The organism is Anaerobiospirillum sp. NML120511, from assembly GCF_023050955.1.
Classification (GTDB): Bacteria; Pseudomonadota; Gammaproteobacteria; order Enterobacterales; family Succinivibrionaceae; genus Anaerobiospirillum.
Genome location: NZ_JALKIK010000001.1, coordinates 192922 through 217146, shown reverse-complemented (window position 1 = coordinate 217146; position 24225 = coordinate 192922). Strand labels below are relative to the sequence as shown.

The window sequence follows — 24225 nt, the reverse complement described above, 5'->3', positions numbered from 1 at the left end:
TGCAGTTGCCTTATTTATCAAAATATGGACGCATCTGTCTCCCTGAAAATGCACCCAATTATAGCATGTAGCTAAGTTTCAGCCGGTTTTGCACGCATGTGGTGCAAAACAGATTTAATAACTTGATAACGGCCCGCTAAGTGTCAGTATTGCACAATTGATGTGCAAAAATCACAGTCCCCATCGATATCACTGCACAGTAAATATCCCGACAAATCCCGTAAATATGCCCTTTAGGCACCTTTACGCCTTGACTTTCCCCCTTTTGCTGTTAAGCAGGAATCAAAAGAGCCCCACTCAGCTCACAACACCTCAGCCCACCTCCACCATGACATTCCCTGTATGCTCAATTGCACCAGTCAGTCCAGCTTTCAATGTTGGCTCACCTGGCAGCGCACTGCCTTGCATTACAGGCCCTGGCGGGAGTACCTGCAGTACTGATCTCTGTCTGACCGGTCAGACTGACCTGGCCTGGACTTTCATGCAGGGAGGCGCAGCTCTCACTGCCGTGCTGGATGTTGCCCGGGTATACGAACTCCAGTCCGGCTGGCTTATTGCCGTAAAAGCTGTAGAAGCCTGATGCATACTTAAAACTGGTCCAGCCATGACCATCATCCTGCCAGCCCATGGCCATAACCTGGCTCTGCCATATCCCTGACCAGGCTTAGCCATGACCATGACCTTGCTGGCATTACCACGAACATGACCAGGCTCAGCCATGACCATGACCTTAGCTTGCATTACCACGAACATGACCTGGCTCAGCCATGACCATGACCTAACTGCCGTTACCATGGCCATGACCAGAGTCGGCTCCAGGCCGGCTCAATGTCGCTAATAAGCTTAATATGCTGTGACAAAGGGGATGACTGCTCTGTGTCAGCCCCGGTGTCACGCATGTGGCCGTGCCGGAGGACGGGCAGGTATGAGCAGCCATACCTGAGGCTTAATCTTATCGGGGATCTGATGGGTCAGGGAGGGGCTGTTTGTGCTACATTAAGCCTTTTGTATTCTTTGTTTTGTGTTGGCTACTAAACCATGTCAGTTAAGTCTGAAGACAGTCAGGACTATAAAGCGTCAGGCCTGCTTTCCCCTGAGGAAAGACCGGGCAGCTGCACCGTTGGCGCAGCACAGAGCGATCCTGTTGCCGAGGCGGCTCTCAAAGCCCTGCAGGATCGTGCTGACAGTAATGGTGAAGTAAGGGAATCAGCTCCTTCGGGAGTAAAGGTGGTATGGAAGCTTTTTGTTCCTAAAGAGGAGACTAAGGCACCAGCTGACACTGACAGTAATGAGGATAGCAAGTACAGCAAAAAGGGCACATCCAGAGGACGGGGCCGTAAGGGAACGGGTTCATCTTACAGCCGTAAGAGCACCAGCAGTTCTTATGCAAAGTCCGGCAGCACATCTGCTTCGGGCAGCTACTCCCGCAAGAGCAGTACAGGCTCAAAATCATCGCTGAGCAGGGGATCGGGCTACAGTTCAGGCTACAGTTCCAGCTACGGCAGTTCAGGAGGTAGCCGTACTCGCAGCTCCGGGGGTTATGGCAGCAACAGCTATGGCAGCGGTGGCTATGGCGGCAGCTATGGCAGTGGTGGCTATGGCGGCAGCTATGGCAGCAGCCGCTCATATGGAAGTGCGGGCAGTTCGTCTTATTCAAAGAGCCGCAGTTACGGCAGCTCTTACGGTGGCAAGGGCTTTAATGCCAGTGAAAGCAGCTCACAGGTTGCAGTATCCTCATATTCAGGTTCAGGCCGTGATTCATCAGATTCATGGCCTGGTCAGGGAGATCTTTTTGCTGGTCTACAGACCTCATCATCACCATTTTCCTCAGATAAAGGCACCTCCAGGCAGTGGACTGGATTTGGCAAGGGCAGCACAGGCAGTTCATCCCGTGGTCCGGCATCAGTGTCGACCAGCAAAGCCGCTGCTGCAAAGGCCGCAGCTGAGGGCAGTGGCTCTGATTTTATTGATCCGGCAGAGGAAAACTTTACCCTCATTAATCAATATGCCTATGACGGCCCGGTACCTGAGCAGGGACGCAGGATTTCAGCCCGCGAAGCCAGATTTGGCCATGTAATTTCAGTAAGTGAGTTTGAACAGGCCCATAAAAGCAGGACCCTGTCCTGGATTGATCAGTCACGTGCCAGCTGTCCTCAGCAGGACAACGCATGGCCTGACAGACATGCATCAGGCAGCACTACAGCTGCGCACACTCAGTCTCAAGAGCCGGCTCCAGCATCTGAGTCAGGTTTCAATGAGGGCTTGGCTGGAAACAGTGTTGCACAGCACAATACTGTAACTGACAGTACTGTCAGCAAGGAAGTTGCTGCAAATGACCTGGCTGGCCAGAACCATGACAGGACCATGGCCCGTGACAGTGGCTGTGCAGGTGGCGGTGAGAGCGCAGCTGCAGCGCTGCATGAATCAGACACTTTTGAGTACACACCTTCACGCAGGGCAGACAGCCGGAGCAAAAGTATCATGGGTAAACGTACCGGCCTGGCAGCACGTATTGCGCTCAGGGAATATGGCATAACCAAATCAAGGCATGTTGTGACTTACAGAGGTGGTGAGAATACCTCTGAAGAAAGTGATGGCTTTGACATACCAGATAATGATGAAAAGGATCAGGCACAGTCAGCTGGCCGTTTAGAGCACTCGGATGCAGGAGAGTCCGGCTCTGCAAGGCCACAGGATCAAGCCGCGCATGCTCCAGCAGAGCAGTCTCAGCAGGCAGTTTCATCAGCCATTTACAGCACAGCTATGCCAGCCCATACCGCAGGCGCAGCAGCCAATGCGACCAATGCTGCGCCAGCCCATGCCGCAGGTTTATCAGGCCAGGCCGGTTTAGAGGTGCCAGCTCAGAATGTAAATTCAGGTCAGCTGCAGGGCGCTCCACTGCCTGCTGCAGCTGGTGTGCATGAGGCTTTGTCATCTCATGCTGACAATGGATCTTACGGGACAGCTGAAATGGCAATGGCCGGGGCAGACGGACAGAGTGCGAATTTAACAAGGTTTGGAGCTGGTGCTGGCAGGTATGCAAAAGCGTCAGGCCGCAAGCATGGTGGCTCATCAGCAAGGTCTGAGCGTCTGCAGGCTCTGTCCCGTGGAACACGCACTGGATCGGCCCCTCCAAAGCAGCCCGACAGCAATCTGCTGGGCGGCAGCTACAGCATGCAGTCACTGCCACCACGCCATGCAGGCAGGGGAGCTCCCGAGCACATGACTGCAGCTGCGGGTGTTGCCAGACCTGCAGGTCAGGCCGTCCACCAGTTTAAGACTGGCGTCAGCCATAATAAGACGGGAGGTGCACTTCAAGGCACAGCAGGTCATGGCAACGGTGTACGTCTGCCTTCGCAGCCTATGCTCAGTGGCATTGGTCGTGATGATTCTGATTACCAGCTGCCTCATGAAGCCCAGATACAAATGGCAGCCCGTGCTCAGTCACAGGCAGCTGCACAGACAAAGGCACCGGCTCATAGCCATGCACCATCCCAGCATCAGGAAGTGGCTCATAGCCGGGAGTCAGTCCAGCCTGCAGTGCACAATCGACCACGGACAGCTCAGCCATCTCAGCTTTCACAGCCTCAGTCATGGCAGCATCGCCCTTATCAGGGGGAGCATGATTATGAGACAGCCAGCAATTATGGCCCCGCATATCCCTCTGCACATAATTCAATCCCGGCATGGGGAGTAACTCAGAGTGCTGATCCTGGTAAGGCTGTCCCTTTGTCGGGCTCTGTAGCCCAGGCCTCTGGGGCATCTCTGCCTCAGCTGCAGCAAGTGCCTCAGGACCATTCTTACCCTCATGCTCAACAGCATGCCGGTGCTGACGGAGCGCCAGCTTTTTACCAGAGCTCTGAGGTACCGGTAAATGCCTGGCATGGCCCTCAGCAGACAGCTGATATGCAGGGCACAGGTGCGGGCGATGCTGTAGCAGCAGCTGGTACAGCCATCAGCTCAGCGATGAGCAGTCAGAATGGCACGTCAGCTCTAAGAGGCAGTAGCAGCGGAAATTCCGGTAAGGATGGATTTAATCCAGATCTGGCTATTGCCCTTGCGTCAGCACGCTCACAGCTTATGCCACATAAGCGCAAGGTACGCCGATCAATTGGCAGTGCTCCAGTACTGCCTCGCGCAGCATCTTTACAGTCAGCACAAAAGCCTGCAGCCGTGCCTGGCCAGTATGGTCCTGCAGCAGCTGCGGCTGCCCAGGCAAATGGCAATGGTCATAGCACTGGCACTGGTGCTGGCAATTGGTCCGGCAACAGCTACGGACAGGGGCAGGGCTCCTGGTCAGCTCCATCTGGTGCTGGTGAGCCTGGACAGGGGGATGCGCCGTATTACAGGGGCGCGCCTCAGCCTTTTGCAGGTCCTACTCAGGGTGCAGTGCCTCACGGAGCTGCTGTCCACAGTCAGAATGCATGGTATCAGGCCCCATCTGCTCAAGGAGCTGCTGTCCACAGTCAGGAGCCTGGATATCAGGGGGCTTCAGCATCTGCAATGCCATTGTCATCTGCAGCTGCATCAGGTGCACCGGCTGATTTTCAGAGCCGCCAGCAATGGCAGGCTCAGCCGCCGCATGGCCAGAACATGCCTGGCCAGAACCTGCCAGGCCTGCTCGCTCATACCAGTATGTCTAATGGCCAGGTTCCTGATTATCAGGGACTGCCTCATGCATGCCCAGCAGGTGTTGAGCATGGCAGTGCAGATGAGAGCAGATGGGCGGGCGCTGCTCAGGACAGTACTCATACACGTGGTGCAGAGGGCTCAGGTTCCGGTCATGATTATGGGGCTGGAACAATGGATGGTGCCGCTCCTGCTGTCATGCAGCATGCTGCTTTTAATCAGACGGCTGTATCGGGATTTAATAAGGCAGGCGCGCCATTGCCTGGCGGTCAGGCGGGGGCCTGGGGATCGGCAGGTCAGGATGGATACCATGGGACCGCCCTGGACGGCGGTTATGGCTTTGGTCCTGAGTCGGGATTTGGTGCTGGTTTTCAGGGCATGCCTGACACAGCCATGAGTGCTCAGGGAGGCAATGGCCAGTGGCATGGGGATTTTGCTCATGCAGACGCAGCCGCCGCTTCCCCTTTTGCCTCCTCAATGGGGGCGGCCCCAGGCAGGTACGCCGATTCTGGCAGGTACAGTCAGCCCGGTATGTACAGTGCTCATGAAATTGCTGCCAGTCATAGTATGTCTGCAGGGTCTGGTATGTCCGGAGCTCCTGGTATGTCCGCAGAACAGGGATGGGCAGATGGGCCGGGAATGACCGGAGGACCGCGCATGGGCGGTGGGCCAGGCATGGCTGGTGTACCGGGCATGGGCGAGGGGCCATGCATGGCTGGTGTACCGGGCAAGGACGGAGGTCCAGGTGTGGCAGGTGGTCCAGGCATGGCTGACCACCGTGGTATGGGGGAGCCTGGTATGTCCGGTATGGGCAGCTGGTGCGGCGGTTCTGCGCCTGATGAGGCTGCTGCATCTGCATGGCCAGAGGCAGCCTCAGCTGTGCCTGGTGTGGTGGGAGAGCCTGGCTTTTATGATCGTGAGGAGCTTGAAGGGCTTGTAGAGCGTGTCACCTATCACAGTGAGGAAAGCGGCTATTGTATTCTGCGCATTAAGGTAAAGCAGCTTCCTGATCTGATTACTGTAACGGGGCAGGCCGCTTCGGTGACACCTGGTGAGTATGCCCGTGCCCGTGGTGTGTGGGTGGTTGATAAGGATTATGGACGTCAGTTTCGTGCTGAGAAACTGGAGATTTTCCCGCCTAATACCCTTACAGGTATTGAAAAGTATCTGGGATCAGGCATGGTTAAAGGTATTGGACCAGCCTGTGCGCGAATTCTGGTAGAGGCTTATGGTGAGGAGGTCTTTGATGTCATTGAAAAAGATCCCGAAAGCATGCTGGAGCTGCGCGGTATTGGCCGCAAGCGTGTAGACCGTATTGTTGCCGGATGGTCTGATCAGAAGGTTATCCGGTCCATTATGGTGTTCTTACACTCTCATGGCGTATCCACCTCCAAATCAGTACGTATCTTTAAGCGCTATGGACCTGATGCAATCGACAAGGTCACGGAAAATCCTTACTGCCTTGCAAGGGATATCAGAGGTATTGGCTTTAAGTCAGCCGATACCATTGCCCGCTCTCTTGGTATTGGTCCGCATTCAGAGATCAGAGCCAATGCCGGTGTAGCCTGGACACTGTCAGAGTTTTCCAATGACGGTCACTGCTGTGTGCCGCGCTGGCAGCTGGTAAAAAAGGCCATTGAGCTGCTGCAGATCCCTGAGGACATTATTGATAATGCCATTGATCATGAGATCAGGACCGGTGAGCTGATCTGCGCCAGCCTGCCGCGCAAAAACTCCCTTTATCTGGCACCTTTATACCGCGCTGAGATACGTCTGGCTGAAAGTCTGGCGGATCTTTCCGAGGGCTTTTTGCCATGGCCGGAAATCGATCCTCAAAGAGCTCTGCCATGGGTGGAGTACAAGCTGGGCATAACTCTGGCCGAATCACAAAAGGAAGCGGTTGCAACAGCTCTGAGCTCACGTCTGCTGGTTATTACAGGTGGTCCTGGTGTGGGCAAGACCACCATTATCAAATCCATTCTGACCATTCTGAGCGTCAAGAACATCAAAATATCACTGTGTGCCCCTACAGGACGCGCAGCCCGACGCCTGTCTGAAAGCTCAGGCTATGAGGCCACCACTATTCACCGCCTGCTGGAGGTGGATCCGGCAACCATGCGTTTTGTCCGTGACAGTGACAACCCTCTGGACTGTGATCTGCTGGTAGTAGATGAGTGTTCCATGGTTGATATCCCAATGGCCAACAGTCTGCTTAAGGCCGTTCCGCCTCATGCAGCCGTTATTCTGGTAGGCGATGTCGACCAGCTGCCATCTGTGGGACCAGGCGCCTTCCTTGCTGACGTCATATCCTCCATGTGTATTCCGGTAATTCGTCTTACCGAGGTTTTCCGTCAGGCCGCCACCTCATGGATTATCCGTATTGCCCATCAGATTAACCGGGGCGAAATGCCGGACTTTCCGGGCAAGGGCGTAGCCGGAGACTGCTATTTTGTCACCGAGGAGGATCTTGAGCTTATCAACAGCACAATTGTTGAGCTGGTATGTCAGAGACTGCCGCGCGCTTATGGCTTTGATCCGCTCAGAGAAATACAGGTGCTCTGCCCTATGAACCGCTCTGAAAGTGGAGCCCGTGCGCTTAATCTTGCTATTAAGGCTGCACTCAATCCGGCAAACGAGAACAACAGTGTGGTCAGATACGGCACCACCTTCAGTGTGGGCGACAAGGTCATGCAGATCGAAAACAATTACGATCGCGAGGTCTATAACGGCGATATGGGCTTTGTCACAGGCATCAACTTTGAAGATGAGGAAATGACCATTAATTTTGAGGGTAATGAGGTGGTCTATCCTTTTACCGAGCTTGATGAAGTAGTGCTGTGCTATGCCACAACCATTCATAAATCTCAGGGCAGTGAATTTCCTGTTGTGGTCATGCCGGTGACCATGCAGCACTATATGATGCTGCGCCGCAACCTCATTTATACAGGCGTTACCCGTGGCAAAAAAATGGTAGTGATGGTGGGGCAGAAAAAGGCCCTCGATCTGGCTATCCGCGATTTGCGTACAGAAAAGCGCAACAGCGGCCTGTGTGACAATATCCAGAAGCTTCTTTACGAACCTGATCTGGTTGAAATAGCCTTTTCCAGCGACTCAGGCCCTGCCGGCCCTGACTCAAGTGAGCTCATTGCCGCAGCAGATGCCGCTGCCGCAGCAGCCGCTGCAAATGAGCAAAGCAACAGCGCTGACAGCACCTTCAGGCAGATAGTGGGCGGCAAGCGGGCAGGCAGCAAAGACGCTGCTGAGCAACCACGTAAGCGCCGCCGCCGCACCGCCGACCAGAGCTCAATTGAGGAGGCAGCATCAGCATCGTCAGCCACTGCCGGTGCAGCGTCTTCGTCCGCCACTGCTGGCGCAGCGGCCGCACCAGCGGCATGTGCGGCTGCAACCAGCAGTGGGGATGATTCAGCTCAAAAAGGTAGCGATGACAAGTCAGATACAGGCACTGCAGTGCGCAAGGCTCGTGCTGGCAGGAAAAAGGCTGCAGCGAGCTCTGCCACTGCGGCAGCTGAGGCCCCAGGATCGGCTGCAGGCGCGGGCGCTGCCGGCACAGCAGCTTCAGCGTCGCCAGCAGCCGCTTCTGAGTCTGTGCTTGACTGGGGTGGTGATGCTGACTTTGCAGCAGCTGCCGCAGCGGCCTTTGCCTGGGGCGACAGCGTAGAGGAATTTCACAAAAGGCAGGCGGCTCAGACAGCTCAGACTGCTCAAACAGCACCTAAGCGCAAAAGGGGACGTCCAGCAGGCAGCTCAAAGAAAAACAAAGCTGCAGAGTCAGCACAGTAACCGCTGTCTCTGTAATTATTGCTTTATAAATTACAAAATACAGCATTTATGACCATGGATCAGCATCTGATGGCGCTTGTCTTGTGGCCTTTGCTGCTGGCATAAATTGCTGTCTGTCTGTCTCAATTAGCAATGCTCAGGTGCGGACAGGTCCTGATGAGCTGTGAGGGGAATTGAGTGAAGGCACGCATGATCTGAAATGCTGGGCGCGAAACTCAGGGAAAACAGGCAAATTCAGAAAATGTGCAGAAAAAGCAGAAATTGCTGAAATTGCAGCATTTACCTGATTTTGCAAAATCAGAGAATTATCAGGCCTTTCTGAAAATAGTAAACTCGGCGAGCTGAGCGAATGACGCAATTTACTGAATTTGTGTGGCGGCTTGGATTTTGGGGTTTGATTTTGACTTTGAAATTCAGTGGTTGCCGGTCTGGAAATGGAATTTAAAGCGATCCTGAGTTTAATGTGAGCTGATCTGTTAAACATATGGGATTATGCCCGGGCATAAAGCGACACAGCCCCGTCACTTTTGAGGTGGCGGGGCTGAGGGCGCGCGTGCAGCGTGCGCGGTGGCACGCGGCTGGCGCGGGACTATGGCGCGAGCATTCGCCATAGCCTGTGCTCTGGCACTGGCTCGGGCCAGTGCGCAGACAGGGGCTGGTCTGCGCTGGTGTTATTCGAGGAAGGTCAGCTGAGGCTTCTGGTTTGTGCAGCTGTCACGGGTGAATGGACGCTTTGGTCCGTTGGTTGGGCGAAGGTTGTCGGCATCATCTTCCTCAGGAATGATGAAAGTGACAGGGCGGCGTGGCTCTGACTCACGTGAGGCTGATGAGCGTGATGGCTTTGCCACTTCGGCCTCTGGCTCGTCGTCCTCTGATGGAGGCACCAGCTCGTCTTCATGACAGGCAAGCTCAATGGTGTTGAGCCACATGTACATTGGAATGGACATGCCGGCATCGGTAATGACCACTTCTGACATGGCATTGTAAGGGATAACCACAAATTCTTTTCTGCCGTCAAAAGTGCTGTTAAAGGAGATGCGATTCTGCCAGATTTCCAGATCGGTAATTCGGTTAGGGGCAATGGAGATTACAATCACGCCGTTAACAACATAGCGCTGCGGTACGGTTACACCAGGACGGGTGGCGTCCACGATCATACGGGGATTGACATTGTTGTCACGCAGCCAGTTGTAAAAGGCGGTAAACATGTAAGAGTAAGTACTAATCATGATAAATACTCCATTGCGAGGTACATTTGATGGTTGGCACCTCTTTTGTGAAAATCCGGGCGCGATATGCATCTGCCATACTGACTGACTGGCTGTTATCAGATTGTTCCTGGCCCGTTATGGCCATGAGCATACCGTCAGCTAATGGTGTCTGAACTGTTAAGACCGGGCTGGGGACAAAAAATTCCCGGTGGCCGCTGCCTGTGCAGCAGAATTTATTCAAATAATGCCATGACCTTAGACAGTCAGAGCAGTTTTCCCCGCCGTTAAGAGAGAGAAACGGTCCAAATCAGTAAGCTGATTATACTCTACAAAAACTTTGTCTGTGCCTGGGACAGGTCATTTGTCCACATGCCTTATCTCTTTGAGGGCTCCATCATTAGTCCACATGCCTTATCTCTTTGAGGGTTCCATCATTAGTCTCGTAGCCAAAGAGATTGGAGATGAGGCAATAAGTACTACTAAGCCGCTTGTACAAAAAGAATGCAGTCATGATATGCGCCAGCATGATGAGCCACCGGGAGAGAATCAGGGCTCAAAGAAGCACGATAAACAGCTGGCCATGGCAGTAGCCCACCCTGAGCATTGGGGTAATTCCAGAAAAGTCTCCCTAATGTCAGGCCCGGGCACTTTTGCCTGATTTGGGGCTGTTCTGGGTACTTTTGCCTGATTTGGGGCTGTTCTGGGCACTTTTGCCTGATTTGGTGCTGTTCTGGGTACTTTTGCCTGATTTGGTGCTGTTCTGGGTACTTTTGCATGATTTGGGGATGTTATGGACAGTTTTAGCCATTTTTGAGCTGTTTTGCTCACTTTTTGATGACGTTGAGCTGTTTTTTGGGGGCCGGATGGAGGAGGGGGACATAAGGTACAGCTGAAGTCGGATTGCGCACAAAAAATGTGAGAAATCTGTGATCCATTTCAAGCATGCTGCAACAAAACAGGGAAATCAATGTATGGTGATCGGCTTTTTTTGATTAAAAATTCACGTCTTGGACATTTTCGCTGAAGAGTGCAGTCCATGTCGCTTAAAAGTACCAGAAAATCAGGATTTCCAGGCTTCAGAACGGCAGTAAGCGTCCTGTATGGAGCTGCAAATGATTTACATGCAGGTTATGTCATTTCAACACCTTGTTTAAGGTGAAAATACCATATTTATCGCTGGCATTCACTGGTCAATAGATAGTGCCCAAAATTATCATTAATGCCGCTGCAACGGCCCGCCGGGAGCGTGTTCCCTTGTTGAACGGAATTTCCTTTCTGACTGACAATGGACCTGCAGTCACGCATGAGCTCCGGCAGGCGGCGATGACCTTGAACATCGTATCTGTACAGCAGCTCTCCTGATAATTCGATCCTTATTCTCATACCCGGCGCCCTGTCGCCATTGAGCGCCGCAGCTGCAAAGCTGAACATACTGTACAACGCAGTGCCGCGCAGTACAGATTTACTGTAAAGCGCAGCGCGGGCACTGAGCCTGCTTTGAAGGCCGGTGATACCCGGGGTTATGAGATCTGTGCAGACAAGTCTGCAGGGGCGTGCGTGATTCTCAAGAAACAGCAATAGCAAAACGTATAATCAAAGGTATCACAATGAAAAGCTTATTTACTAAATCCTTAATGTCCATAGCCCTCTCTGCCGCCCTTTTCAGTAACTCTGCCTATGCCGAAGGAATTGACCGCAGCACACTGTCGCGCAAGCCCATAGACAATCTTGTATACGCGTCCTCATCAGAGCCTGTAGGATTTGATCCGCATCTGACCAATGATAATGAGTCGGCCAACATTCTGGTCAATATTTATGAGAGCCTGCTTAAATTTAAGCCTGACAGTGCTGATGTTGAACCGGCCCTGGCCAAAAGCTGGACCATAAGCGATGACGGTCTGACCTACACCCTGAAACTGCAGGAAGGCGTCAAATTCCATGATGGAACTGACTTTAATGCCCAGGCAGTCAAATATAATATCGACCGCCAGATGCCGGGCAAGCGCCTGCCTGGGATGGGCTATGCCGACCTGGTCTACTCCGATGTCAAATCATCCCGTGTCATCGATGACCACACTATTGAAATCACCCTCAAAGCTCCATCCACTCCTTTCATTCGCAACCTGGCCATGGCATTTGCTGCTCCCGTCATTTCCCCGGCAGCCCTTGAGAAGCACGGCAATAATGTCATGGAGCACCCGTCAGGAACCGGCCCTTACCAGCTGGTTGCATGGGATAAGGGGCAGCAGGTAGTGGTAACCACCTTTAAGGACTACTGGGGTCCTAAACCTCCGGTTCAAAATGTTATCTACAAGGTGATTAAAGACACCTCAGCCCGCGTGGTTGCTCTCAACAACGGAGAGGTGGACATCATTACCGGTATTGATGCCAATGTGGTAGATCGTATTGAAAAAGGCGGCTCCAAAGTCTTCACTGTTGAGGGCAACAATACCAATTACATCAGCTTCAACTCCCGTCCGGGCTTTGTTACTGCTGACCGTGAGGTACGCAGGGCCATTGCCCAGGCCATTAATGTCCCTGAACTGGTCAAAACACTCTACAGGCAGTATTCCACTCCGGCCCATTCCTTCTTCCCTCCAATTGTACCGGGCTACTCTCCTGACACCAGGACTGTTACCTATAATCCTGATGAGGCCCGTAAGACTCTGGCTGCCAAAGGCGTAAAGGAACTGACTCTGCTTACCTACTCAGATGTCCGTACCTATAATCCGGCCGGTGGCCAGGTGCTGGCTGAAGCCATTCAGGACTATCTGAGCAAGGTGGGCGTCAAGGTCAATATCCATGCTTACGACTGGACCAGCTACAAGAGCCGTGTGGTCACCGACTCATGGGATCTTTCCCTGATTGGCTGGACCGGTGACAATGGTGATCCTGACAACTTCATTAACATTCTGGCCTCCAAAGACCCGCTAATGAACCAGGGAATGTGGCAGAATCCTGAGTTTATCGACATCATCCAAAAGGCTGTAAGACTGCCTGACGGCCCGGAGCGCATTGCTCTTTATCAGAAAGCAGATGGCATTGTGGCTGAAGATGTCGGCGCTTTCCCTATTTCCCATGCCATGACCATGGCTGCTCACCGCCCTAATGTCGAGGGCCACATCATCCATCCTAAGGCTGTATTCCGCTTCTTTGAAGTAAGAAAGAAATAGCAGCCCCCGCCTTTCATAATCTGATGGTGTCGACAGCGCCCGGCGCTGCCGGCACCATCAGAAAATCACCTCTGATTGCCACTGCCACTGTGCCTGTCCCGTAGCCTTGGATTTCCTGCAGACAGGAATCTCATGCAGCAGATTGCTCCGCAGCAAGACTGCAGCGCAGCGAGACTGCAGCGCAGCAAGGATGCACATGACGCGTGGGCTTACGCCCGGTCTGCTCTGCAGCATATCTCCCGGGCAGAGCTGCTCCAGTTACAGGCAGTGTTCCAGTCAGAGCTTCACTCATCAGGATGGAAAAATGAATTTATTTAATACCCGCTATGTACTGGCCGCCCTCAGTGCCGCCGTGCTTTCCGTAACTCTCCTCAACCCGGCAGCCTTGGCATCAGGTCTGTCCCGAAAGGCCCAGGACAATCTCTTCTACGGTGTAGCCTCAGAGCCAATAGGTCTGGATCCGGCTCTGGTAGATGACAATGACTCCAGCAACGTCAACTCCAATATCTACGAAACCCTTCTCAAATACAAAAACGACAGCATCGATCTTGAGCCTGGCCTTGCTCAGAGCTGGACCATCAGCGATGACGGCCTTACTTATACCTTTAAGCTGCGAAAAGGCGTCAAATTCCATGATGGTACAGACTTTAATGCCAGGGCTGTAAAGTACAACTTCGACCGTCAGATGCCCGGCAGGAGAACAGCCAACATGCCTTATGCTCCGGTAATGTTCGGCGATGTCAAATCCATCACCGCTGTAGATGACTATACTCTGGAGATTGTGCTCAACCGCCGCTCGACCCCGTTCCTGCGCAACATGGCCCTGTGCATTTCAGCTCCAATAATTTCTCCTGCAGCTCTTGAGAAATACGGCAACAATGTATCTGAGCATCCTGTTGGTACAGGTCCATACAAATTCGTTGCCTGGGATCGCGGTCAGCAGCTGATTCTGACAGTCAATGAAAACTACTGGGGCGCCAAACCTCATGTCAGAAACGTAATATATAAAATCATCAAAGATCCTTCAGCCCGTGTGGTGGCCCTCAATAATGGTGAGGTCGACATCATCAACGGCATTGACGCTCATGTTATCGAGCAGATCAAGAAGAGCGGCTCTCAAATCTACAAAGGCGAGGGCATCAATACCAGTTACATTGCCTTCAACAACCGTGACGGCTTTGTAACTGCTGATAAAACAGTACGTCTTGCCATTGCTCAGGCCATCAATGTTCCTGAGATGATTAATACTCTCTACGAGGACTATGCCAGCCCGGCCCACTCCTATATTCCACCTGGTCTTGCCGGTTATGACCCTGCAGTCAAGGCTCCTGAATTCAACCCTGAGGCAGCAGCAAAGGCTCTCAAAGAAAAAGGAATAACCAGACTGCGTGCTATTACCAGCTCCTCGGCACGTGCCACCAATCCTCTTGGTGGTCAGGTCCTGGCTGAAGCCGTGCAGGCCTACCTCAAAAAGGCCGGAGTAGAGCTAACCATTGATGTCTATGACTGGGCCGGTTTTAAGAGCCGTCTGCTCACCGAAAGCTGGGATCTGGCCTTTGTGGGCTGGATGGGCAATGGCGATCCTGACCAGTTCATTAAGAATCTGGCCTCAAAGCAGCCGGTAGCCAACAATGGTCTGTGGCATAACAAGGAGTTTGAAAAGATTGTCCAAAATGCCACCTGGGTACCGGACGGCCCGGAACGCTCCAGGCTCTACAGCCGCGCTGACGCCATTTTGATGGAGGACGTAGGTATTCTGCCGCTGTTTCACTCCAGCATCTTACTGGCCTCTCGCCCTGGCATTGGCGGCACCCTCATCAACCCTCTGTGCGTATTCCTCTTTGCTGAGACCACCAAAAAATAGACAAAGCAAGCTGCAGCCTCAGCTGCTGCCACTGCTGCAAACCAGCCCAGTGACTTACTGTCAGGTAACACGACCAGCAGTACAACAGTGACCGGCAGTACTAATGCGGTCTGCCGGCCACAGTTCTGAGCTCACTTAGGGCTTATTGACAGCTGCGGCACCTTAAAGGGGCAACCATGCTGTCATTCATACGTTGAACTGAGCAAATAAGTCTGCAGCATTTACTGCAGCAGGCAGAGCCTCAAGGCTCTGCCTGCTGTGCCTGGAGCCCACCTCCTCTGGTCAACTGTTTTTACAGGCCAGAGTAACCATATTAAACCGCAAAAAGGCCATAGAATATCCGTTCTATGGCCTTTTTTGCTGCCCATATAGTTACCTGGGCTAACTTTTGACATGCGCCCTGTCAGATATGTGGTGCCTGGGGCTCGTCGCATACTCGTATGCAGGTTAAGACTGGTGTCAGATTTCAAAAGCTTTGACCCACTGAGTACTGGTACTAAATTTCAAAAGTTTTGCCCCTCCCTCTGACATATCCGGATAGAGGGGGATCTCAACATCCCAGCATAGATGATTTAAGGCTTTATCTTGAGCAGGGTGACTTACATGAGCGCAGATCTGGCCCTGTGACAGGCAGTCATGCCATCCGGGCCATCAGCCTGGACAGGCATGTCGGCTGATAAGGCAGAACAGGGCCGAAACGGCCGGGCAGCCAGTGATGACGGTATGGCTGGAGAGACGGACGCCAGGCTGGACGTACGGCCGTCCTGCGTTGCAGGCGGCTGCAGGGCAGCTTAGCCGGGTGGCGCAGCACAGGCAGGGTACAGAGCTGAAAAAGCCCTCTCAGAGTCATCTGAGAGGGCTTTTGTGTGACCGGCCATAAGGCCGCTCAGACAGCCTGCAGGACGCAGGGCGGCATGCAGGTGCTGTGGCTGTTAGCCAACAATAACGCTTTCCAGGGAGCGGGAGATATCGCTGCTCTTTGGAGGCTTAACCTCGGCAGGCTCGATCTTCTCGCCATTGCGGGCTTCCTTGGCCTCCTTGGTCTTGTCAGCTGCAGTAGTATTTTCACCACGCATGGCTGACTTGGCAGACTCAAGACGCTCTTCGCTCTTTTCCTTGTTCTCCTGAGCCAGCTCCTGACGGGCACGAGCCTCCTTCTGAGTGGCCTCCTGGTAAACCTTGCGATCCTGAGCAGATGGCTCAGCAGGGGCCATGGCAGCACGCTTTACGATCTGCATCTTGTCGATAGTGGCCTGAGGATTGTCCTCTTCACCAATATCGATGCTTACCTCACCGTCAGTGATGTAGCGCTTGCCATCAGGGCCGGTCTCGTAGCTGTAGGAAGGAGCACCTGCATACTGGCCACCGGCGCTCTTGTGAGCCTGCTCGTGTACCTGGACCTCTTCATGACGGGCCTGCATGTCCTGTATTTCCTGAAGCTCTTCTTCAGTCAGCTCCTTGCCATTGGCACCCTTTTGCTGCTGGGTGGAGCTCTTGCTGTTGTCTACAGGGCGGCCTTTCTCATCAACAGCCTTGGATTTTTCTTCTTCAGCCTCAGCTGCAGCGCCCTTGCCACTGCCAGTTAAGGCCTGGGAACTGGTCTTTTCACCACCGCCTACCTTGTCAGCGTCAGTGGAAGTATTGCCAGGAAGAGTCATCTGCTTGCGTACTTCAGCATCGGACTCAACGGCTGCGCCCTTACCGCTGCCGGTAATGGCCTGTGCGGAGGTCTTATCTTCGCCGCCAGTCTGGTCAGCAGAAGCAGGCTGAGCAGACTTGAACATCTTCTCAAAAGCTTCATCAGCAGCCTCGGAAGCGGCACCCTTTCCGCCACCAATAGTGACTGGCTGCTGCTCACCTTCGTCCTTGCCATAGTTGATATAACCCTGGAGGGCTACATAACGCTGATGGGAGTACTGCTCATCACCTTCGGTCTGCTGGGTCTGGGAAGTTGCAAGCTCTACCAGATCATCCTGGCTCTGACCGGCAACACGGGTACTCTTTGAGTTACCGGTGATTTGCTGAGCCTCAATCCTGCTCTGAGAAACATTAATATTGTTCTGGGTACTGTTTACGATTCCTATGCCTGCCATAAACACCTCGACAAAAAAAATGACTGCATTGGCAGTCCCCTGTGCTGGCTTCCAGCACCTTATGAGAGCACCGCACTCACGGGGAACTGAATAAGAACTACGACCGGTAAAGATTTACCGGCTGTTCCAGACAGGGCCACGCGGGCCCGATTACTCTCTGGCTATAGATGCATCAGCACAGCGTACTGTCAGCTGTGCACGGAGGCCTGGATCTCAGAAAAAGCCCATGAAATAAAACTTCTCCTGAAAAGATCTGCATACAAACTGGCTCCATACATTCCTAACGGCAGTTCCTGAACATAATTAAGAGATGTGGAAAAATATTATGACAAAAATTCAGTCCCCTGTCAGGCCCGACGCAGCTCTTGCAAAAAGCTGATATCTGCGGGATCCCCGTGCACTGTCTGCACACTGTTTGCCCCTGTCTGCCCCTGTCTGCACCATTTGTGCAGTCCTGAATTCCCCAATACCTGGAGCACTGAAAAAGGCCAGCATGCCACGTAAGTCTCATGCCTGTCATGGCAGTGCTCTCACTGCCATGGTCCTGTGCATCAAAGGCAGCACCATATCCAGGCTCCATGCGGTGTAAAGGCTATGGCCTTGCCAGGGACAGGGCCATGGCAGCACAGATAAATGGGATGAATACTGGGCTCATGAATATATTCTGTGGAAAGCTACTGCAGCCATAAGTTGCAGGGCAGCAGAGCAGCAGAGAAGAAATCAGCACTTGACCCCTTAGTGTGTACCATACTTCAGGCATTCATACAGTTATGCTGCAGGCTGCGCCTGGCATGAGTGCCCGCTTTGCTCGAGTGCGCACAGAGCCGCATGATCGTAACGCCCGGCTGGCGGCCAGCATCAGGGGCCGCACGCAGGGGCGGACGCAAGGCCGGACGGGCGAGCCGGCTGCCAGGCGGTCACCTGGCTGGGATAACTGGCAGCTGGACGGTCAGTTGGCCAGGAGAACGCGCCGCAGGGCCGTCTGTCTGACGGCAGGCCCAGGCAGCTGGGCGGGCTGCAGGCCGAAGTCAGGTGCAGGTGGTGGACACAAAGGGCTGGTTTTGGCCGGTTCAAAATAAAAGGGCCCGCAGCATGTTTTGTTCATGCTGCGGGCCCTGTTGTTAAGGCTTGCCTGACACCAGGCCACCGGCTGAGCTGGTGTGCTCAGCCTGTGTGTGCCGCTCCGGAGGCTGTCCGTATCACGTTGCCGTTGACGGACTGTGGTGCCGGGAGCGGTGGCATGGCTGTTTGGCGTCTCTGGAATTATTGTTCCTGAGTGTTGTCTACCACCTTGACTGTGGAGGTGTCGCGGGCGGCGGCCTTGTCCTCGCTGTTGCGGGTAGCTTCGGCGGCGCTGACGCCCTCGCCGGTACGGCCCGACAGTGCGCGGGCTTCCTTGCGGGCACGGGCCTGAGCAAGGGAGCTTGAGGTAGTGCCTATGGAGCTGCCCGGTGCAGTACCGGTAGTGGTGCGTCCACCCATAGCTGCCTTGGCTGCCTTGGCACCCTGAGCAGCACGGGCACCGATAGAGCCGATAATGCCGCCCTGAGTGGTGCTGCCTGGAGCTGCTGAGCTTGAGGCTGTGCTTCCTGCGCTGCTGTCGCTGACAGTCTCGGCTGAAGGGGCGCCGTCACGGGCTGACTTGAGTGCAGCCTTGCGGGCACGGGCATCAGCAAGAGAGCTCATGGTGGTGGCGCGGGTTACGGCCTTGCCATCAAGCTCACTGTTCTCAAGACCATGAGGATTCATGGTGTCCTCAGACTCTACCACCTTGGCCATACCGGCCTGAGCAAGGGTAGATGAGGCAACACGCTGAGCGGCAGTGGCATCGCGGGCAGATGCACCACGGTCAGCGGCAGCACGATCATCATTGTCTGCTGTCTGACCTGACTGAGCGGTGCGGGCCGTTTCGGCACGGGCAGCGGCACGGGCCTGAGCCAGTGCCTCTTCCTGAGCTGCAGCCTGAGCGGCGCGGGCAGCCTTGAGGGCGGCCTCACGGGCAGCTTCCTTGGCAGCCTCAATAGCCTCGTAATTGGCCTCGATCTGCTCTTCACTTACTGTGGGACGGTTAGCTTCAGCGCTGTCAGAGTCGCTGTCTGTGCTTTCAGCCTGAGATGTGTCACCGGCAGCCACAGCAGCCTGAGCCACTGCCTGAGCAGCAGCGGCCTGTGCGGCAGCGGCCTGAGCGGCAGCCTGTGCGGCGGCCTGGGCAGCCTGATCGGCATGATAGCCCATCTCGCGCAGGCGCGCTGAGGTAGCAGCAGAGGTGTCCTCACCACGGGCAAGGGCAGCTGCCTGCTCCTTGAGTACAGCCAGAGTGGCATCATCAAGGCGGCGCTTGACACCAAGAGCATCCTCACCGTGAGGAGCGCTGTAATGCAGCTTCTCTTCAATGGCGGCAGCCTGGGCGGCCTTGGCGGCGTCAGCACGCATACGCTTTTGCTTCTTGACCATGGAAAGCCAGGCAAAGAAGGTAAAGACAGACACGATGAAAACAATGATGGTGGCCAGAGCATTGATTTCAGGTGACAGACCACGGCGTACTGAGGAGAAAATCAGCATTGGCAGAGTGGTTGAGTCCGGACCTGCGATAAAGGAGGCCACAACCAGATCGTCCATGGACATGGTAAAGGCCAGCAGGAAAGCGGCAACCTCTGATGGCATCAGGGCTGGCAGGATCACGGCAAAGAAGACCTTGACCGGACCTGCACCCAGATCCATGGCAGCTTCCTCAATGGAAATATCCAGCTCACGGAAACGGGAGCGGATTACTACGGTAGCGTAGGAGGAGCAGAAAGTTACGTGGGCAATCCAGATAGCCATAATGCCACGGTCGGCAAAGATGGAGATCTCTGAACTGAGGGTTACAAAGATCAGCAGCAGGGCCAGACCGGTAATAACCTCTGGGAGAATCATTGGTGCGGTAATCAGCAGCACAAACAGTGATTCACCTCTGAAGCGGCCTACACGTACCAGAACGAAGGCGGCCAGGGTACCGATAACTACAGAGGCGCAGGCTGTCATGAAAGCCACGGTCAGAGATACACCCACAGCGCGGAAGATATCAGCGTTGTTAAAGAGGGCGCGGTACCACTTCAGGGAGGCCTCAGTCCATACCGTAACCATGCGTGACTCATTAAAGGAGTAAATAATGAGGGTCACAATTGGCAGGTACAGGAAAATCAGTGCGCAAAGAATAATGACATTGCGCATCAGAGCATTCTTGCTGCTATTTGCGTGCATTGAGCTTCTCCTGTTCCTTGCGCTCAATCTTGTAGAAGAGCAGTATTGGTATTACCAGGATAATCAGCATGACTATGGCTACAGCTGAGGCTAAAGGCCAGTCACGGTTATTGAAGAACTCCTGCCACAGAATACGTCCAATGAGGATGGAGCCCTTGCCACCGAGCAGCTCAGGGATTACGTATTCACCGATAGCCGGTATGAAGACCAGCATGGAGCCGGCCATGATTCCAGAGCGGGTCTGAGGTACCAGAGTGGTAAAGAAAGTCTTTACCGGACGGCAGCCCAGATCGTAGGCAGCTTCAATAAGTGAGTAATCAACCTTCATCAGGGCCGAGAACAGCGGCAGCACCATGTATGGCAGATAACAGTAGACAATGCCTATGTATACGGCGGCATCGGTCTGCAGAATCTGGATTGGTGAGTCGATGATTCCCAGAGCCATGAGAATATCGTTGATCAGGCCATCCCTTTTCAAAATGGTCATCCAGGCATAAATACGCACTACAAATGAGGTCCAGCTTGGCATGATAACCAGCATGAACAGCACGTTGCGTACGGCAGGACGGGCCGTAGCCAGAGCCCAGGCTATAGGGTAGCCGATGAGCAGGCAGAAAAAGGTTGAAAAGGCTGCTACCTGAAGCGACTTGAGGTAGGAGCGAATATAGGTGCCTTCCTCATCGGTGAAGATCCAGGTGTAGTTTTCCAGATGCAGAATAATCTGCATGGCACCATCTTCAAAAGTCACCAGAGGAGAGTAAGGAGGAATCGCAATTGCCGAAACTGACAGACTGATCTTGAAGATGATCAGAAATGGCAGCAGGAAAAAGAGAATCATCCACATGTAAGGCACGAAGATAAGGGCATAATCGCGCCAGGTATGGTGATGATTGGACATCTGAACCTCGCTGACAACACGCTTCTGTGCAAAGGCACGTTTTATAAAGGACATATTGGCAAAGCCGGTGGACATGGCAATGTTCCTGAATTCTACAAGTGAGCCGCTGATGCCGGCACTGACCTTTCCTGCTCTTACCGTCGCTGCGGCCATGCTGCTGACAGGCAACCTGCCGTGCCAGCCATGGCCCAGGGCAACTGCCGCCGCAGCTCACGGTCCCAGCCCCCAGCCTCCAGGCCCCAGGCCCGTGAACATGAGCCTGACGTCACAGCAGCTGCACGCGTCTGCGGGGCCTTGCCTGAGGCAGGGGCGACAGCCGGTATATAACAGCTGCAGCCAGCTACTAAGGGCGGCCAGTATTACCGGGGCGTTACGGATAAACAGGAAAGTAAATACGGTAAAGAGAATACTGCCCAGTACAGTCAGTCTCTGGGGCTGACCTTACTGCCCTGCAAGCCTCACTGCCAGAGTGCAGGCACATGCCATGGCCCTGCGCCGCTACGCTTTTCAGCCACTGCGCTGTGCAGGACATACAGTGCACGCAAGCTGACACTCACTGCTGCACAGGCCTGTGCGGGCCAGACCTTAAACTGACAGAGCCTGTTGGCTGGCCAGCAGGCCGTGCGGCTTGCGCACCGGCCTGAACAGCAAAGCTCATGACCTGAGACAGCTCATAAGCTCAAGCTTTTGTGGTGCAGCATATTTCGCTGTGTGCTGTGGCAGCCAAAGAACAGGTGGCAGCCAAAGAGCAAGCAGATGGCGGCCACTGAATCCTCAGGCTGAGCGGCGTCGGAGGATCAGGCCGGGGTGTCATGCCTGTCTGACGCTGAGCGGCATGCCTGCCAGCGGCCGTGATGCAGCCTGCAGGGCCAGCTGCCATGATGGCAGCGCAGGCACGGCAGGGGGCAGCCCAGTGGCAGCTGTCCAGGACCGTTCAACGGGCTGATGGAACAGCGGGCTGGAGGGCAGATCTTTACGTTAAATAGTCAGTGCGATACAGGAATCAGGGTCCCAGCTTAAATAGACGTGATCATCCCAGGTTGGCAGACCCTGCTTGAAACGGTCAACGTTTGGCAGGGTGGAGCTGATGATACGGCCATTGGTCAGACGCACATAGTAAATGGAGATATCGCCAAGGTAGGCAATATTCTCTACTACGCCCTCACACCAGTTGGTGTTTTCCTCAGGTTTCTGATGAGAGATGTAGATCTTCTCAGGGCGCATGGCGATGATAAGCGGCATGCCGTCAGCAAGGTCGATATCATGGCTGAGCTCAATCAGGTGATTGAAGTCACGGGCTTTAATCAGAGACTGGGTGGCTGATGAGGTAACCAGGGAGCATTCAAAGATATTTACAGAACCAATGAACTCAGCGCAGAAGCGGCAGTTAGGGTTCTCGTAGATTTCGCGTGGGCCGCCAATCTGGATAAATTCACCACGATCCATAATTGCAATACGGTCAGCCATGGTCATGGCTTCTTCCTGATCGTGGGTAACCATCAGACAGGTAACGCCTACGGAGTTGATGATGTCCACAAGCTCAAGGCGCATCTGCTCACGCAGCTTCTTGTCAAGAGCACCCATAGGCTCATCAAGCAGCAGCAGACGTGGCTCTTTGGCAAGGGAGCGGGCAAGGGCAACACGCTGACGCTGACCACCTGAGAGCTGATAAGGCTTGCGGTCAACGTAATCTTCCATGTGCACAAGGCGCAGCATGCGCTCTACGCGCTCCTGAATCTGGTCCTTGGGCAGACGGCTCTGCTTGAGACCAAAGGCTATGTTCTGGCCTACGGTCATATAAGGGAAGAGGGCGTAGGACTGGAACATCATGTTCAGAGGGCGCTTGTAAGGAGGCACGCCAATCATTTCCTGACCGCCGAGCATGATGCTGCCTGAGGTTGGAGTCTCAAAGCCTGCCAGCATACGCAGCAGGGTGGACTTGCCACATCCTGAGGAGCCCAGCAGAGCAAAGATCTCGCCTTCATAAATTGTAAGGTCGACATCATCTACAGCAACGAAGCTGTCAAAGCGCTTGGTCAGATGAGAGATGGTAAGAATTGGCCTGCGGTTCTGAGCGGCAGGAGATGGTTTCTGTCCCGGAAGGTCGCCCGGGCGGTGTGCGGCAGTGCCGCTGCGGCTCTGAGCCGGCTGAGTATTGTTAGGTACAGTACCGGTGCCGGCTCCTGCTACAGAGCCGGAATCTTTGGAGGCAGCATCGGCTGCCGGCAACTTAGGAACATTAGTAGTCACTCAGTTAATTCCCAAATCAGATTGCAAAAAAGCTGAAAAACAGCACCCCTGCCTCACCGCTGGTCCGGTACAGCCCTCAAAAGGACTGCGCCGCTGCGCACTCAGGCAGCCTGATTAAAACAAAATGCTGATTTATATCAGGCCAGGTCTTTGCCTGCAGCCGTACTCACCTGCTGCAGGAACATGCAGTTTGCCTCATAGTTCCTTAAATATCACAATGCCCATACGCGATAGCCATACACAAGCCTGGCTGCAGGACCATTGCCATTGCCACTGCAACTGCAATTGCCATTGCAATTGGCATTGCCAGGATCATGGACTGCAGGTCCCCATGGCAGGGCAAGCCTGCAGACACCATTTATCCATTGGGCTCATGGCAGACAGAAAGCACCTGCATTGCATGCCCTGTCAGACTGTAACAGCCGACAATAGCTTTTAAGTTCTCTGCAGGAGCCGCAAAGCTCTCAGGGACTTAAAAGGATTATGAGGTGATCTAAAGGCATGTGACGGCCAGAAAGTGGCTTAAGCTGGCCCACAGGGGCTATGGTATTTTGGCTGCGATATGCAGGCTTACGAAAGCGAAACTGCCCGAATACCAAAAGGCTGAAAAACCGCTGACATAACAGAATCTGTCTCCGGGTACTGTCCCTGATCATAAATCAGCTGCATAAACGCTGAGCGAAAGAGCAAAACTGTATGCCTGTTCATCCCTTAAACAGCGCGCCAGCGGCACAAAAATGAGCTTCGTGACGAAAAATAAGCTGTCCTGGGTGCGGAATTTTCCGACATATTACTGTATATCCCACATAAAAGGTGAATTATTTTCACTTTTGACAGGGCGGTGATTTACGTGCACCACAAATGCCAGCAAATCCCGCGCAAATACAGGCCGGGCAGCGCATAAATTAACCTGAAGAAAACATGGACTTTATCTCGCCCCGCCCCGGCAGATGGAGCTGCCATTACCTGCTCCTGCCAGACAATCACCATCCCCGGCCCCATGAGGACAACACAATACTTCCGCTGACAAAGCCAGGAGTATTCTCAGGCCCGTCCATCAGCC

At 53.9% G+C, this 24225-nt stretch carries 11 protein-coding genes; 5 read left to right on the top strand and 6 right to left on the bottom strand.

What is annotated here, in order from left to right; all coding sequences use genetic code 11:
• Positions 1–1038 precede the first annotated feature (1038 nt).
• Positions 1039–8430, top strand: coding sequence for an ATP-dependent RecD-like DNA helicase (locus MXE39_RS00400; RefSeq protein WP_246977767.1), 7392 nt, complete (start codon positions 1039–1041; stop codon positions 8428–8430).
• Positions 8431–9101: 671 nt separating this feature from the next.
• Here MXE39_RS00400 and MXE39_RS00395 read toward each other — a convergent pair.
• The gene (locus tag MXE39_RS00395; RefSeq protein WP_246977768.1) at positions 9102–9659 is read right to left on the bottom strand and encodes a ClpXP protease specificity-enhancing factor SspB; all 558 of its coding nucleotides are present in this window, start codon (positions 9657–9659) and stop codon (positions 9102–9104) included.
• A gap of 388 nt (positions 9660–10047) precedes the next feature.
• Here MXE39_RS00395 and MXE39_RS00390 point away from each other — a divergent pair, with 388 nt between their 5' ends.
• Together MXE39_RS00390 and MXE39_RS00385 are read left to right on the top strand one after the other, a co-directional pair.
• Entirely contained in the window at positions 10048–10299 is a 252-nt protein-coding gene (locus MXE39_RS00390; RefSeq protein WP_247073693.1) for a hypothetical protein, read from the top strand.
• Positions 10292–10534 (top strand): hypothetical protein, encoded by a 243-nt coding sequence (locus MXE39_RS00385; protein WP_246977769.1) that lies wholly within the window; start codon positions 10292–10294, stop codon positions 10532–10534. Before MXE39_RS00390 ends, MXE39_RS00385 begins: the two co-directional genes overlap by 8 nt.
• A gap of 277 nt (positions 10535–10811) precedes the next feature.
• Here MXE39_RS00385 and MXE39_RS00380 read toward each other — a convergent pair whose 3' ends face one another.
• The gene (locus MXE39_RS00380) at positions 10812–11072 is read right to left on the bottom strand and encodes a hypothetical protein (protein ID WP_247073691.1); all 261 of its coding nucleotides are present in this window, start codon (positions 11070–11072) and stop codon (positions 10812–10814) included.
• A 176-nt stretch (positions 11073–11248) separates the two neighbouring features.
• Here MXE39_RS00380 and MXE39_RS00375 point away from each other — a divergent pair, with 176 nt between their 5' ends.
• On the top strand, positions 11249–12814 hold the full coding sequence (locus tag MXE39_RS00375) for an ABC transporter substrate-binding protein (RefSeq protein ID WP_246977770.1): 1566 nt from the start codon (positions 11249–11251) through the stop codon (positions 12812–12814).
• A gap of 304 nt (positions 12815–13118) precedes the next feature.
• A complete protein-coding gene (locus MXE39_RS00370; RefSeq protein WP_246977771.1) occupies positions 13119–14678 on the top strand; it encodes an ABC transporter substrate-binding protein in 1560 nt (519 codons plus the stop codon).
• A 932-nt stretch (positions 14679–15610) separates the two neighbouring features.
• Here the strand turns inward: MXE39_RS00370 and MXE39_RS00365 are convergent.
• The 4 genes from MXE39_RS00365 to potA form a co-directional block, all read right to left on the bottom strand.
• On the bottom strand, positions 15611–16771 hold the full coding sequence (locus MXE39_RS00365) for a putative metalloprotease CJM1_0395 family protein (RefSeq protein WP_246977772.1): 1161 nt from the start codon (positions 16769–16771) through the stop codon (positions 15611–15613).
• A gap of 1263 nt (positions 16772–18034) precedes the next feature.
• Positions 18035–20014: an ABC transporter permease subunit gene (locus MXE39_RS13050; protein ID WP_348647454.1), complete on the bottom strand. Its 1980-nt coding sequence runs from the start codon at positions 20012–20014 to the stop codon at positions 18035–18037.
• On the bottom strand, positions 20001–20912 hold the full coding sequence (locus tag MXE39_RS00355) for an ABC transporter permease subunit (RefSeq protein ID WP_246977789.1): 912 nt from the start codon (positions 20910–20912) through the stop codon (positions 20001–20003). Before MXE39_RS00355 ends, MXE39_RS13050 begins: the two co-directional genes overlap by 14 nt.
• A gap of 978 nt (positions 20913–21890) precedes the next feature.
• The gene (potA, locus tag MXE39_RS00350) at positions 21891–23162 is read right to left on the bottom strand and encodes a polyamine ABC transporter ATP-binding protein (protein WP_246977773.1); all 1272 of its coding nucleotides are present in this window, start codon (positions 23160–23162) and stop codon (positions 21891–21893) included.
• Positions 23163–24225: the final 1063 nt, after the last annotated feature.